The organism is Streptomyces maremycinicus, from assembly GCF_001184025.1.
GTDB classification, from domain to species: Bacteria; Actinomycetota; Actinomycetes; order Streptomycetales; family Streptomycetaceae; genus Streptomyces; species Streptomyces maremycinicus.
On the sequence record NZ_BBYG01000018.1, the window covers coordinates 224,287 to 238,036 of the forward strand.

The window sequence follows — 13,750 nt, forward strand, 5'->3', positions numbered from 1 at the left end:
ACGTGATGAGCACGCATCGGCGCAGGATCAGCGGCAGGAACAAGATGATCGGCGGCGCGGTCGCCGCGGCCGTGGTGGGCGGCGGCGCCGTCCTGCTCGGCGGAACCGCGCAGGCGGCCGGGGTCGGGGCGGCCTACACCAGGACCAGCGACTGGTCGACGGGCTACACCGCGCAGTACGTCGTGACGAACAACAGCGGCGGGGCGAAGGCGGACTGGAAGCTCGAGTTCGATCTGCCGGCCGGGGCGAAGCTGAGCTCCCTGTGGAACGGGGAGTCCGCCGTCAGCGGGCAGCACGTCACCGTCTCGCCGCCCAAGTGGGACACCGACGGGCTCGCCGCCGGGGAGGCCGTCACCGTCGGCTTCGTGGTCAACGGCAGCGCGGATCCCACCGGTTGTGTCGTCGACGGCGCCAGGTGTTCGGCCGACGACGGCGCCACGCCCGAGCCGAGCGGCCGGCCGACCGCGTCCGCGAGTCCCACCACGGCCCCGAGCCCGGCCACCAGCTCCTCGCCCTCCGCTTCCGCCACCCCCACCTCGCCCGCCCCGAGCACCAGCGCGAGCACCGGCACCGGGACCACCGCCTCCGCCGGGTTCGCCCCCTACGTCGACACCTCCCTGTATCCCGCCTTCGACCTCCTGGCGAGCGCGAGCGCGACCGGGGTGAAGGACTACAACCTGGCGTTCGTCACCGACGGTGGCGGCTGCACGCCCAAGTGGGGCGGCGTGACCGACCTGGCGAGCGACGGCGTGGCCGCGCAGATCGGGGCCCTGCGGGCCAAGGGCGGCGATGTCCGGGTCTCCTTCGGCGGCGCCTCCGGCACCGAGCTGGCGACGAGCTGCTCCTCGGCGGACGCGCTGGCGGCGGCGTACGGCAAGGCCGTGGACGCCTACGGGCTCACCAAGGTGGACTTCGACATCGAGGGCGGCGCGCTGCCGAACACGGCGGCCAACACCCGGCGCGCCCAGGCGATCGCCAAGCTCCAGCAGCAGCACCCGGACCTGGACGTGTCGTTCACGCTTCCGGTGATGCCCGAGGGGCTCACCCAGGACGGGGTGAACCTGCTGGCGAACGCCAAGGCCGGCAACGTGCGGATCAGCACCGTCAACATCATGGCGATGGACTACGGGCCGGCCTACAGCGGCGACATGGGGACCTACGCCGAGCAGGCCGCCACCGCCACCCAGGCACAGGTCAAGAGCGTTCTCGGGCTCGGCGAGAGCGCGGCCTGGAAGGCGGTCGGGGTCACTCCGATGATCGGCGTGAACGACGTCACGTCCGAGATCTTCAAGGTCGAGGACGCCACCCAGCTGGTCGCTTTCGCCAAGGCCAAGGGACTCGGAGCGCTGTCGATGTGGTCGGCGACCCGGGACAAGCAGTGCGCGGGCGGCGCCAAGAACTACGCCGACGCCACGTGCAGTTCGATCGTCCAGACCGACTCCGCCTTCTCGAAGGCGTTCGCCGCCTACAAGTGATCGATCCGGTACGGCAATCGATCGAGTTCGAGTGATCGATCGACTGATCAAGAGGGGCGCGGAGGGACGCCGTCAGGAGCCGCTCCCGCACCACCTCTCCCCGGCCGGTCAGCCGGAGGAGGGCGGGGCGGCCGGGGGTGGCTCCTGCGGACCGTCGTTCTCCCAGGTCAGCCTGACGTTCAGATGGCCTTCGGCGCTCGTCCTCGCGATGATGGCGCCGGCCTCCGCGGTCAGCTTCACGCCGAACTCGACCTCGATCGTGCCCGGCCGGACGTCCATCGCGCGGAACTGGCCGAGCACGTCCGACGCGGCCTGACGGACGTTGCCGAGCGCGGCGCTCAGCGAGGTGCCGGCCGACTCGACGAGGCCGCCCGTCCGGGACACCGGGCTGATCGCCGGGCCGTCCGGCGGCACCTCCACGATCACTTCGCCGCCGCTGTCCAGGGTCCATCGCACCAGCTCGTTCACGCAGTCTCCTCGTTCGTCGGGGTGGGGCGCGCTCTCAGGGGCACAGGGCGCCCTGATAGGCGCCGGGAGGCACCAGGTCCCGGGTCGCCTTGTCGTGGTTGGGCTCGCCGAGCAGCGCGCACAGTCCCGACAGGGTGAGTTTCCGTCCGGACCCGGGATCCGCCTTGGCGGCGGCCAGCCGACGCAGGGGGTCCGGCTCGCCGGGACGGTCGAGCACGATGCCGAGCGTGCTGCCGTCCACCAGCGCGAGCGGGGCGCCGGTGCCGCTGCCCAACGGCCATATCCAGCCCCCCGAGTAGTCGAACCGACCCGTCTCCCCGCCGTTCGGCAGCGACCGGACGGACACCCGCTGGGCCAGGGTGGCCCCGATGATCGGCTCCACCTGCATCCCGGTGGCGGAGGCCGTGCGCCCGGTCAGCGGGCCGTACTCCTGCGCCAGCGTCGAGACCCAGGCCGTGGTGCCCGTCGCGTCCAGCGCGAGCGTGCCGAAGTCACCGCTCTCGACGAGCCGGGGGATGCGCGAGACGACCTCGCCGGTGGCCGTGGACCAGGCGACCAGGCCGCGGGTGCCGGTGCCGGGTTCGCGCACGAGGGCGGCGACCGTGCCCCCGTCCAGACTCATCGTCACGGCGTTGAGGGTGGTCGGGTCGGCGACCAGCCGGCGCCGGGTCACGGCGCCCCGGCCGAGGTCCACCCACGACAGCGAGAGGTCGGCCCGTGCCTTGAGATCGTCGGCCAGCACCTCTGAGACCGTCGCGGTGGTGCCGCCGGGGCCCAGCCACAGCTCGGTGACCATGCTCGGCCACGGCAGCTTCGTCTGCCGGAGCAGCCGTCCGGTGCGCAGGTCGAAGAGGTACAGGGTGTTGTGCAGCCCGCTCTGAAGGGTCGGCAGCAGAGCGTCCGAGACGACCATGCCCAGCACCCGGTCCGTGGGGTCGACGCTCATCCGGACGTTGCCGATCACGGGTATCCGCTCGATCTCCCGGGCGGAGGCGACCTCGTGCTCCACCGTGTCGTAGACGACCAGACAGGACGTGACGCTGAGCAGGCTCTCGGGGACGCAGGTCGCGTAGTCGTCCGGGTCGATCCTCGGCAGACCGTTGTCGTCGGCCGGGTCGTCGACGTCCATGTCGCCGAAGTCGATCCCCACCATCTGCCGGAACACCACGTACCGTCCGCTGCGGCTGATCACGGGTGAGCCGGCGTAGTCGTTCGGACCGAACAGCGAGGACAGCGACTCCTGCGCGACCCCCTGGCCGGAGAGGCGCCACAGCGCGATCCGGCTCGACGCGTCCGTGGTCACCAGGGTCCGGCCGTCGGCGCTCGCCATCTGTGTCAGGTCCTCGTTCTCCACCCGGGCGCTGGTCTCCAGCGCCGCGGCCGCCGAGCTCGAGGTGGGGGCCGGCGTGCCCGACGTGGGGGCCGGCGTGCCCGACGGGCCGGCCGGGGGCGCGCCGGACCGGCTCGGACCGGCGGTGTCCAGGTCCCGGGCGACGTCGTGGTGCGGCAGCAGCTTGTCGGCCACGGCATACGCGCCCGGCTTCGCCGCGTCCAGGCCGACCGAGGAGTCGGTACGGTACGCGCGCATCCCCAGTTGCACCGCCCCGAAGGAATCGGCCTGATCCAGCTGCCGCGCCTTGACCGCCAGGTCGCGCGCGATCACCTCGGCCACCTGTGCGCTGCGGTGCTGGTAGACGGCCGTGGCGACGACGAGTGCCACCGCCAGCACCGCGGCGATGCCCGAGCCCAGTAACCTCCGCCGCCGTCGCCCGGCCTTGATGAAGGCGTGTTCGCGCGCGCTGAGGTGCTCGCCGTGGGTGGCCGCCCACCGCCGGGCGTCACGCAGATCGGCGCCGGACAGCAGCCGGCCGGGTGACTTGTGGTGCGACCAGATGTCGATCCGCTGCCGCAGACCGTCCTGCCAGACCCGGAAGGCGCGAAACCTCTCGGTCAGCAGCCGCAGCAGTTCCCACTGCGTGAGCAACGAGTCGTGCGCCAACTCGACGCCGGGCACCGGCTCCTGGCCCGCGAGACCGGCGTTGACCTCGTGCAGCACCAGCAGTCTCGTGGTGGCGAGACGCTGGGCGACGGCCCACTGCGCGTCGTCGCACTCCTCGCGCAGGGCCGTGCTGCGCACGGTCAGCTCGTCGCGGTGCAGGGGGCGGGCCAGTTGCACGAGCAGCCGCTCGGCGGTGGCCCGGGTCCCGGGATCCAGACCCGCCCAGACCCGGTCCGCGTAGCCCGCCAGCGCCCGGGAGACCCCGCCCACCTCCTCGTAGGCCTCGTGGGTCAGCAGCCCCGCCGAACGCCGTTCCCACAGCTCGGCGAGCGTGAACTCCAGCAGCGGCAACGGGTTCGGCGTCCGCTTCAGGTCCTCCAGGATCCGCTCGACCAGCCCGTCGGCGAACTCGACCGTGCCCAGTCGCCGCAGCGGCCCGGTCATCACCTGCCGCAGCTCCGCCCGGGTCATCTCGCCCACGGTGACCGGCAGCCAGCGCCGCGCCAGCTCGGCGGCGGGCCGGTCGCTCAGGACGGCGCCGAGAAAGGTGTCCCGGAGGTTGACCAGCACGGACAGCCGGGACCCCTCGGTGAGACAGGCGCCCAGCGCCCCGGTGAACGCGGCCCGGTCGGCCGCGGGCCGGCCGAAGACCTCCTCGAACTGGTCGACACAGATCAGCAGGCGCCCGCCCCGGTGCCGTTCCAGCACCGCGGCCACCACATCGGCCATGGCGCCCCGGGCCAGCCTCGACGCCAGCCCCTCGACGGACGCCAGCCGGGCCGAGGCGTCCCGGTCCGGCTCCAGCAGTGTGTCCAGCGCGAAGGCCAGGGCGTTCAGCGGTGTACCGGCGTCGGACGGGCGCAGCGTCACGACCACCGGCCGCTCCCGCCGGGTGCGCAGCCGGGGGACCACACCGGCGTGCCACAGCGAGGACTTGCCGGCCCCGGAGCCGCCGATGACGCTGATCACCGGCACCCCGTCACCGATCCGGTCGGCGATCTGCGTGGCCAACTCGTCGCGGCCGTAGAACAGTTCGGCGTCCTGCTCGGTGAACGCGCGCAGCGCCCGGAACGGCGACCGCTGCTCGATCACCCCCGTCAGCTCCGGCCAGGCCGCCAGCAGCGTGTCCACCGGCATCATGTAGCCGATCTTCGGTCCGGCCCCGGAGACCTTGTAGCCCACCATGCCCACGACCGCGTCGGCGTCCGGGCTCCAGACGGGCGTTCCGGAGAAGCCGGGCGAGAGCACCGCCTGCCGGGTGGGGTCGCTCTCGATCTCCACCCAGCCCGTCGCGACCGGGCCGCCCTCGCGGCCGTACACCCAGGTGCCGAGTTCCAGGCCGCGGGGGAAACCCACCATCACCAGCAGGCCGTTGAGGCCGCCGCGCCGTCTGCGCAGCACCAGCGGGCGGGCGCCGTCCGGCGCCGGGTCGAGCAGCCGCAGACCGGCGACGTCCGTGCCCCGGCCCGGGACGGGGGAGTGCCAGGCGACGACCTCGGCGGCCCGGTGCAGACCCGGCGCGAGCAACGGGAAGTCGAGGGTGACCGTCGAGCCGACCGGGAGCGCCTCCCCGGGGTCCGCGTCCTCCCGCGAGCCCTCCCGCGCGGGCGCGGGCCCCAACGCGTCCGTCACCACGTGCGCGGCGGTCAGGACATGCGCGGGACCCGCAAGGAAACCGGCCCCCACCAGAGAGCTCCCGCGCCAGACCCGGACCAGCGCCGCCTCCAACGGGACACGCTCGCCCGAGCTCATGTCGCTCCTCCCCGTACGCCCCTGCCGACGCGCCGACACCTCCGGCGACAGGAGGTCGTGGGCGCAACGAGCGTGCCACACATCCCGCCGACCCGGACGGAAAGTGGACAAGAGCGATCAGACGGCGAAGGGCGCGGCGGCCCCCTGCCCGCCGCGCCCTCTCCCCGCTCCCCGGGTCAGGCGGTCTCGGCCGGCGCCAGGGTGCCCGTGCGGGCCGCCTGGCTGTACCACAGGGCGCTCGACTTCGGGGTGCGGGCCAGCGTCGCGTAGTCCACGTACACCGCGCCGAACCGCTTCTCGTAGCCGTACGCCCACTCGAAGTTGTCGAGGAGGGACCAGAGGTAGTAGCCCCGCACATCGGCGCCGTCCGCGATGGCCCGCCGGACCGCCGAGAGGTGGCCGTGCAGGTAGGCGATGCGCTCCGGGTCGTGGACGCGGCCGTCCGAGTCGGGCTTGTCGTCGTAGGCCGCGCCGTTCTCCGTGATGTAGAGGGGCAGGCCCGGCGCCTCCGCCGTGTAGCGCATGATCAGCTCGTGCAGGCCGGTCGGGTCGATGGACCAGCCCATCTCCGTGCGGTCGCCCGGGGTCAGGTGGAAGGCGACGTCGTCCGCGCCCGGCCACGGCGAGTGGTCGCTCGCGCCGTGACCGTCCGAGCGCGGGCCTCGCACCGAGGCGTCCGCCGCCGACACCAGCGTGGGCGTGTAGTAGTTCAGGCCCAGCGCGTCCAGCGGCTGCTGGATGGCGCGCAGGTCGCCGTCCTGGACGTAGGACCAGTCCGTGAGCGACGAGGTCGCCGCGAGCAGGGTCTCCGGGTAGGCGCCGCGCAGGATCGGGCCGTGGAAGACGCCGTTGGCCAGGTCGTCGATCTTCCGCACCGCGGCCAGGTCCGCCGGGTCGCCGGGGGAGAGCGGGCGCACCACCGAGGAGTTGAGGCTGATCGCCACCTGGTTGCGGGCGGGCATGGCCGAGCGCAGGGCCGAAGTGCCCAGGCCGTGCGCCAGGTTCAGGTGGTGGGCCGCCTTCAGCGAGGCCACCGGCTCGGTACGGCCCGGCGCGTGCACCCCGGAGGCGTAGCCCAGGAAGGCGCTGCACCAGGGCTCGTTCAGCGTGATCCAGTTCTCCACGCGGTCGCCGAGCGCCTCGCCGACGATCTGCGCGTACTCCGCGAACCGGAGCGCGGTGTCCCGCTCCGGCCAGCCGCCGGCGTCCTCCAGCTCCTGGGGGAGGTCCCAGTGGTAGAGGGTGACGGCCGGCTTGATGCCCGCCGCCAGCAGCTCGTCCACCAACCGGCGGTAGAAGTCCAGGCCCACCTGCACCGCGGGGCCGCGGCCGGTCGGCTGGACCCGGGACCAGGAGATCGAGAAGCGGTACGCGGAAAGGCCTAGCTCCGCCATCAGCGCCACGTCGTCGCGGTAGCGGTGGTAGTGGTCGACAGCGATGTCACCGGTTTCGCCACCGGCCGTCCTGCCGGGCGTATGGCTGAAGGTGTCCCAGATCGAGGGGGTGCGGCCGCCCTCGCGCACCGCCCCCTCGATCTGGTACGCGGAGGTCGCGGCGCCCCAGAGGAAGGCGGGCGGGAAGGTCACCGGAGTAACGGGCTCAGGCATGGAAGCGCTCCCATGGGTGGTCGTCGAGACCGACGAGGTCGGGGGGGAAGTGGTGCGGAGGGGGCCGGGGCGGCGGTGACCCGGCCCCCGAGAAGTCACGGACTGACGGACGGGAGGGCGTCGTACGGAGCGTGCCGGGGCGTGCGGCGTCCGGCAGGGCCCTCAGCCCTTCACGGCACCCTGCATGATGCCGCCCACGATCTGCTTGCCGAAGATCGCGAAGACCAGCAGCAGCGGCAGCGTGCCCAGCAGCGCGCCCGCCATGATCAGGGACTGGTCCGGCGTGTACCCGCGGCCGAGGCCCGCGACCGCGACCTGCACGGTCGGGTTGCCTGTCTGGCTCAGCACCAGGAACGGCCACAGGAAGTCGTTCCAGGTCTGCACGAACATCAGCATGCCGAGCACCGCCATCGCCGGGCGCGCCGCGGGGAACACCACGTGCCACACCACGCGCCAGCTGCTCGCGCCGTCCACCCGGGCCGCCTCGATGATCTCGTCGGGCAGCGCCTGGATCAGGTACTGCCGCATGAAGAACACACCGAACGCGCTCACCAGCGACGGCAGGATCACCGCCTGGAGCTGGTCCGTCCACTCCAGCTTGGCGACCATCATGTACAGCGGGATGATGCTCAGCTGAGGCGGCACCATCATCGTGCCGATCACGATCAGCATCAGCGCGCCCCGGCCCCGGAACCGCAGCTTGGCGAAGGCGAACCCGGCGATCGTCGAGAGGAAGACGATCGTCGCGGCCGACGTCCCCGCCACGATCGTCGTGTTGACGAACGCCTTGCCCAGGTTCGCGTCGTTCCAGGCCACGTCCAGGTTGTGGAAGAGGTTGGAGCCGAACACGAACGGGGGCGGGTTCTGCGCCAGCCGCTGGTTGTCGCGGGAGGCGGCGATCGCCGTCCACACCAGCGGGAACAGCGAGACGATGGTGAACACGCCCAGGACGATGTAGGCGATCGGGCCGCCGTGCATCTGCCCGCCGGCCCGCGCGGACTTCGGCCGGCGCACCTTGCGGGCCGTCGGCACGGCGTCTTCGGGTTCCACGGACTTCGCGGTCGTTGTCGTCGTCGTCACGGCCGGTACTCCTAACTACTGGCGCGCAGCCGGCGCGAGATGACGTAGTTGACGATGCCGACCACGATCAGGATCAGGAACATCGTCCAGGCGATCGCCGAGGCCCGGCCCAGGTGCTGGTTCACCCAGCCCTGCTCGTACAGGTAAAGGCCCAGCGTCTGGAACTGGTGCTCGGCGCCGCCCGACGCGCCCTTGTTGGCGTCGAACAGCAGCGGCTCGCCGAAGACCTGACTGGCGCCGATCGTCGAGACGACGACCGTGAACAGGATCGTCGGCCGCAGCGACGGCAGCGTGACGTGCAGGAACTGCTTCCAGCGGCTGGCGCCGTCCAGCGCCGCCGACTCGTACAGGTCCTGCGGGATCGCCTGCATCGCGGCCAGGTAGATCAGCGCGTTGTAGCCGGTCCACCGCCAGATGACGATCGACGAGACGGCGAACTGCGACGGCCACTTGTCGTTCTGCCAGTCGATCGCGTCGATCCCGACGAAGTGCAGCGCCCAGTTGATCATGCCGTAGTCGCGCCCGAAGAGCAGCACGAAGACCAGCGAGGCGGCCGCGATCGAGGTCGCGTACGGCGCGAGCATCGCGACCCGGTAGAAGGTCGAGGCACGCAGCTTGTAGTTGAGGATGTGGGCGAGGCCCATCGCCATCAGCAGCTGCGGAACGGTCGAGATGATCCCGATCGTCAGGGTGTTCTTCGCCGCGTTCCAGAAGAAGTCGTCGTCGAAGATGCGCGTGTAGTTGCGCATCCCCACCCACTCCATGTCGGTGGGCGCGGTCAGCTCCACCTGGTGCAGCGACGCCCAGCCCGTGTAGACCAGCGGGAACAGGCCGAACGCGAGGAACAGCAGGAAGAACGGCGAGACGAAGGCGTACGGGCTCCAGCGCTTGTCCCGCTGCCAGCGGCGGGACAGCCGGGCTCGACGCCGCTGCTCCGCCTCCGTGGGAACGGCGGCCGGGCGGCCCGGGGCCGCGCCCCCCTCCTTGGCGGGGGGCGCGGCGGTGTCGTGGCGGGTGGCCATGCGGGTCACTTGTCCAGGTTGTTGTCGATGGTCTTGGTGGCCGTCTTCCATGCCTCCGCCGCCGACTTGCCCTTCGTCACGAGGATGACGCCGTTGTCGGTCAGGCCCTGCTGGATGATCTGGTCCTTCGGGCCGATCACCTGCACCGGAGCCGTCTTGGCGGCCTCGGAGAAGACCGTACCGATCGGCGAGTCACCGGTCATGTCGTTCTTCGCGCCGGTCACCTCGGGCATCGTGTACGCGCTCGGGGTGCTCGGGAAGGAGCCCTGCACCTTGAACAGCTTCGCCTGCTGCTCGGGCGCGGTCAGCCAGGTGATGAACGCCTCGGCCTCCTTCACGTGCTTGCCGCTCTTCGGCACACCCAGGAAGGAGCCGCCCCAGTTGCCGGACTTGGGCGCGACGGCCACGTCCCACTTGCCGGCGTCCTCGGCCTTCGCCTTGCCCTTGATGGTGCCGAGCATCCACGGCGGACAGGCGATGGTGGCGAACTTGCTGTTGGCGATCGTGGTGTCCCAGGCCGGCTGGAACTGCGTCTGGGCCTGGACCAGGCCCTCCTCGGCGGCCTTCGCGGTCAGGTCGAAGGCGTCCTTCACGGCCGGGTTCGTCTTGTAGATGATCTCGCCGGAGGAGTCGTAGAACTTCTCCTCCTCACTGCTGAGGATGGCGTTGATCAGACCGCCGGGGGAGTCCATGAAGAAGGTGCCGGCCTTGGCCTTCTTCTTGTACTGCTCGCCGGTGGCGATGAACTTGTTCCAGTCACCGGCCCACAGCTTGCCGACCGCCTCGCGGTCGGTGGGCAGACCGGCCGCCTGGAAGAGGTCCTTGCGGTAGCAGAGGGCCATCGGGCCGACGTCGGTGCCGAGGGCGATCGTCTGGCCGTCCTTGGTGGTGCCCTGTGACCACTTCCAGTCCAGCCACTTGCTCTTGTCAACGCCCGAGACCTTGGACATGTCCTCGAACTTGGCCGCCTGGGTGGCGACCACCTCGGCGATGTTGCCGACCTCGATGGCCTGGACGTCCATCAGGCCGCTGTTGGTCGTGAGGTGGTTGAGGAGCGCCGGGTAGTAGTTCTCGTTGCGCTCCGTGACGTTCTCGGCGATCTTGATGTCCGGGTGGAGCTTCTCGTACTCGGCGTAGAGACCGGCCTCCTTGAAGCCCATCGTGCCGAACAGACCCAGCGTGATCGTCGTCTTGCCCTTGCCGCTGCCCGACGACGAGCCGTCGGATGCGTCGTCGCCGCTGTCGTCGGCACAGCCGGCCAGCAGCCCGGCGCCCAGCGACGCGACGGCCGCCAGGACCACCACCCGGCGGGTGGTTCGGGTACGTGCTCGCATTGCGTCCTCCTGTTGCCCTGACGTGCCGACCCCCCGGCCAACTGCATTGTTGGGCCCGTTAGTTACTCGCTGCGGCTCGGGCGGGGAACGTGCGGGATGTGTATGTGTCAGGTACCGTGGGAGCGCTCCCACAAGTGATGTGTTGAAGAGTCGTCGGTTCCGGCGGGGGTGTCAAGGGTGGGAACGCGGAGAGATGCGTTCAGTTATCGGGCCGTTAGCTAACTCGCCCGGACAGCGCTTTCAGGCCGCGAGCGGCGACGCTCGAGCCTTTCGGCGTCCGTGAGTCGGTGGCCTCCGGCGTCCCGGAACCGGTCGCGTCCGGCGTCCCCGCACCAGGCCCGCCCGGCCTGCGGGGCGGGGACCGAGCGCGGCCGGGGCGGGCCCCCGGGGACGATGACCGTCGGCGAGGATGGGCTGAACAGACGGGGCTGTTAGATTCCAGGCCAGCGTGAACGACGGCGGGAAGGCGGGGCCCATGGCAAGCCACGGAGCGCGGAGCCGGAGCGGGGGGCGGCCGACTCTCGAAGAGGTGGCCGCACGCGCCGGTGTCGGCCGCGGCACGGTCTCCCGGGTGATCAACGGCTCGCCGAGGGTCAGCGACGCGACCCGCGCGGCCGTCGAGGCGGCCGTCGCCGAGCTGGGCTACGTCCCCAACACCGCGGCCCGTGCCCTGGCCGCCAACCGCACGGACGCGATCGCGCTGGTGGTCCCCGAGCCGGAGACCCGCTTCTTCGCCGAGCCGTACTTCTCGGACATGCTGCGGGGCGTGGGCGCCGAACTCTCCGACACCGAGATGCAGCTGCTGCTGATCTTCGCCGGTAGCGATCGCGAACGGCGCCGGCTCGCCCAGTACCTCGCGGCGCACCGCGTCGACGGAGTGCTCCTGGTCTCGGTCCACGCGGACGACCCGTTGCCCGACCTGCTGGCCCAGCTGGAGATCCCGGCGGTGATCAGCGGCCCGCGCTCCGCCGCGGAGACCCTGCCGTCGGTGGACTCCGACAACTACGGCGGCGCCCGCTCGGCGGTGGATCACCTGCTCTCCCGGGGCCGCACCCACATCGCCCACATCACGGGCCGGCTGGACGTCTACGGCGCCCAGCGGCGCGTCGACGGCTACCGGGACGCCCTGCGCGACGCGGGATACCCGCCGGACGAGGGCCTGATCGCCCCGGGTGACTTCACCGAGGAGGGCGGACACCGCGCGATGGGGGAGCTTCTCGCCCGCAACCCCTCCCTCGACGCGGTCTTCGCGGGCTCCGACGTCATGGCGGCCGGCGCCCGCCGTGCGCTGCGCGAGGCGGGCCGCCGTCTCCCGGAGGACGTCGCGATGGTCGGCTACGACGACTCGGCGATCGCGCGGCACATGGACCCGCCGCTGACGAGCGTCCGCCAGCCCATCGAGGAGATGGGCCGCAGGATGCTGGACCTGCTCCTCACGGAGATCGCGGACCGCCGTCCCGCGGTGTCCCGGGGTCTGGAGCGACGGCAGGTCGTGCTGGCCACGGAGCTGGTGGGGCGCTCCTCCTCCTGAGTGCGGCACCGGCTCACGGGGCGACGGCCGCCCGCCATCGCACCTCGCCGTCCTGCCGCTCCGCGGTGGCCGCGAGCCCGGCGGACCGGGCCACGGCCGCCGACGCGTGATGGCCGGGGTGGATGTGGGCGACGATCGTGCGCACCCCGTGGGCCCGCAGCCGGGCGACGAGCCCCGCGGCCGCCTCGGAGGCGAGGCCGCGACCCTGCCAGGAGGTGCCGACGACCCAGGCGATCTCGGCGTGGTGCCCACCGGTGACGGTGGCCTGGACGGTCCCGGCGAGCCGGTCGGCGTCGCGCACCCGCAGCACCCAGTTGCACCAGGTCACGGACGGATCGGGTGAACCGGCGACCAGCCGTTCGTAGCGGGCGCGCAGGGCCTCGGGCGGGTCGGGGGCGCCGCCGATGAAAGTGTGCAGCGCGGGATCGCCCAGGACGACCGCCATCTCGGCGGCGTGGTCCACGCGCAGCGGGAGCAGGTCGAGCCGGGCGGTCGCGAACGGCTCGGCGAGGAGAGTCGAGCGCATGACGCCTCCCGGGAAACACATCAGCCGGTGACCTCCCTCGCGGGAAGTCACCGGCTGATGACTCAGGGTGAGTGACGGGACTCGAACCCGCGGCATCCTGGACCACAACCAGGTGCTCTACCAGCTGAGCTACACCCACCACGCCCGGCAGTTGGACTTTGCGGTCTCCCTACCGGCCGAGAAAAAGTGTACAGGGTCCGAAGGGGTGCTCGCGCACGGCTTTTCCGGGGCCCCGTCAGCCGCCGGAGACGACGTGCTTCGCGGCGATGGACTTGGCCGTGTCGGAGTCCGGGCCGGGCTGCGGGACGAAGACGGCCTCGCGGTAGTAGCGCAGTTCCGCGATGGACTCGCGGATGTCGGCGAGGGCGCGGTGGTTGCCGTTCTTCGGGGGGCTGTTGAAGTACGCCCTCGGGTACCAGCGCCGGGCCAGCTCCTTGATCGACGACACGTCGACGATCCGGTAGTGGAGGTAGCCCTCGAGCGCGGACATGTCCCGGGCCAGGAAGCCGCGGTCCGTGCCGACGGAGTTGCCGCACAGCGGCGCCTTGCCCGGCTCCTTCACGTGCTCCCGTACGTACGCCAGTACCTGGGCCTCGGCCTCGGCGAGGGTCGTCCCGCCGGCCAGCTCGTCGAGCAGCCCGGACGCGGTGTGCATCTCGCGCACCACCTCCGGCATCGTCTCCAGTGCCCGGGCCGGCGGGCGGATGACGATGTCGACGCCGTCGCCGAGCACGTTCAGCTCGGAGTCGGTGACGAGGGCGGCTACCTCGATGAGCGCGTCGTCCGACAGCGAGAGGCCGGTCATCTCGCAGTCGATCCACACCATGCGATCGTTCATGCGACCACCCTAAAGCTGACGTCGGCTTTTGCGGTCCCCCGCGCGTGTGTGGGCCTTGCCGGTACTCGGCAGCGAGCGCCGGGCGGGCTGTGGGCCCGGCCGGCGCTCGGTGTTCGTT

Annotated in this window: 10 protein-coding genes and 1 tRNA gene; 2 read left to right on the forward strand and 9 right to left on the reverse strand. The window is 71.7% G+C overall.

Annotation, left to right across the window (positions count from 1 at the left end):
- Positions 1 to 5 precede the first annotated feature (5 nt).
- Complete coding sequence (locus AOQ37_RS28250) at positions 6 to 1,475, forward strand: glycoside hydrolase family 18 protein (RefSeq protein ID WP_062648175.1); 1,470 nt, start codon at positions 6 to 8, stop codon at positions 1,473 to 1,475.
- Positions 1,476 to 1,583: 108 nt separating this feature from the next.
- Here the strand turns inward: AOQ37_RS28250 and AOQ37_RS28255 are convergent, their stop codons facing one another.
- From AOQ37_RS28255 to AOQ37_RS28280, 6 genes are all read right to left on the reverse strand, one after another.
- Positions 1,584 to 1,943 (reverse strand): CU044_2847 family protein, encoded by a 360-nt coding sequence (locus AOQ37_RS28255; protein WP_063781188.1) that lies wholly within the window; start codon positions 1,941 to 1,943, stop codon positions 1,584 to 1,586.
- 34 nt (positions 1,944 to 1,977) lie between these two features.
- Entirely contained in the window at positions 1,978 to 5,694 is a 3,717-nt protein-coding gene (locus tag AOQ37_RS28260; protein WP_062648176.1) for a S1 family peptidase, read from the reverse strand.
- Between the two features lie 176 nt (positions 5,695 to 5,870).
- Positions 5,871 to 7,301 carry a GH1 family beta-glucosidase gene (locus AOQ37_RS28265; RefSeq protein WP_062648177.1) on the reverse strand — a complete coding sequence of 477 codons (1,431 nt, stop codon included), beginning with the start codon at positions 7,299 to 7,301 and terminating at the stop codon, positions 5,871 to 5,873.
- Between the two features lie 162 nt (positions 7,302 to 7,463).
- A complete protein-coding gene (locus AOQ37_RS28270) occupies positions 7,464 to 8,351 on the reverse strand; it encodes a carbohydrate ABC transporter permease (RefSeq protein ID WP_107085328.1) in 888 nt (295 codons plus the stop codon).
- Between the two features lie 41 nt (positions 8,352 to 8,392).
- The gene (locus AOQ37_RS28275) at positions 8,393 to 9,403 is read right to left on the reverse strand and encodes a carbohydrate ABC transporter permease (protein WP_062648180.1); all 1,011 of its coding nucleotides are present in this window, start codon (positions 9,401 to 9,403) and stop codon (positions 8,393 to 8,395) included.
- A gap of 5 nt (positions 9,404 to 9,408) precedes the next feature.
- The gene (locus AOQ37_RS28280; protein WP_062648182.1) at positions 9,409 to 10,737 is read right to left on the reverse strand and encodes an ABC transporter substrate-binding protein; all 1,329 of its coding nucleotides are present in this window, start codon (positions 10,735 to 10,737) and stop codon (positions 9,409 to 9,411) included.
- A 475-nt stretch (positions 10,738 to 11,212) separates the two neighbouring features.
- Between AOQ37_RS28280 and AOQ37_RS28285 the strand changes: the two genes are divergently transcribed.
- Complete coding sequence (locus tag AOQ37_RS28285; RefSeq protein ID WP_062648188.1) at positions 11,213 to 12,268, forward strand: LacI family DNA-binding transcriptional regulator; 1,056 nt, start codon at positions 11,213 to 11,215, stop codon at positions 12,266 to 12,268.
- 13 nt (positions 12,269 to 12,281) lie between these two features.
- Here AOQ37_RS28285 and AOQ37_RS28290 read toward each other — a convergent pair whose 3' ends face one another.
- From AOQ37_RS28290 to orn, 3 genes are all read right to left on the reverse strand, one after another.
- Positions 12,282 to 12,794, reverse strand: a complete 513-nt coding sequence (locus AOQ37_RS28290; protein WP_062648190.1) for a GNAT family N-acetyltransferase — start codon at positions 12,792 to 12,794, stop codon at positions 12,282 to 12,284.
- A 66-nt stretch (positions 12,795 to 12,860) separates the two neighbouring features.
- Positions 12,861 to 12,933 (reverse strand) — tRNA-His (locus tag AOQ37_RS28295).
- Between the two features lie 96 nt (positions 12,934 to 13,029).
- Complete coding sequence (gene orn / locus AOQ37_RS28300) at positions 13,030 to 13,632, reverse strand: oligoribonuclease (RefSeq protein WP_062648193.1); 603 nt, start codon at positions 13,630 to 13,632, stop codon at positions 13,030 to 13,032.
- Positions 13,633 to 13,750 lie beyond the last annotated feature (118 nt).

Coding starts and splice junctions, on each gene's coding strand:
- AOQ37_RS28250 (WP_062648175.1), top strand. CDS start 6: ATGAGCACGCATCGGCGCAGGATCAGCGGCAGGAACAAGATGATCGGC.
- AOQ37_RS28260 (WP_062648176.1), bottom strand. CDS start 5,694: ATGAGCTCGGGCGAGCGTGTCCCGTTGGAGGCGGCGCTGGTCCGGGTC.
- AOQ37_RS28265 (WP_062648177.1), bottom strand. CDS start 7,301: ATGCCTGAGCCCGTTACTCCGGTGACCTTCCCGCCCGCCTTCCTCTGG.
- AOQ37_RS28275 (WP_062648180.1), bottom strand. CDS start 9,403: ATGGCCACCCGCCACGACACCGCCGCGCCCCCCGCCAAGGAGGGGGGC.
- AOQ37_RS28280 (WP_062648182.1), bottom strand. CDS start 10,737: ATGCGAGCACGTACCCGAACCACCCGCCGGGTGGTGGTCCTGGCGGCC.
- AOQ37_RS28285 (WP_062648188.1), top strand. CDS start 11,213: ATGGCAAGCCACGGAGCGCGGAGCCGGAGCGGGGGGCGGCCGACTCTC.
- AOQ37_RS28290 (WP_062648190.1), bottom strand. CDS start 12,794: ATGCGCTCGACTCTCCTCGCCGAGCCGTTCGCGACCGCCCGGCTCGAC.
- orn (WP_062648193.1), bottom strand. CDS start 13,632: ATGAACGATCGCATGGTGTGGATCGACTGCGAGATGACCGGCCTCTCG.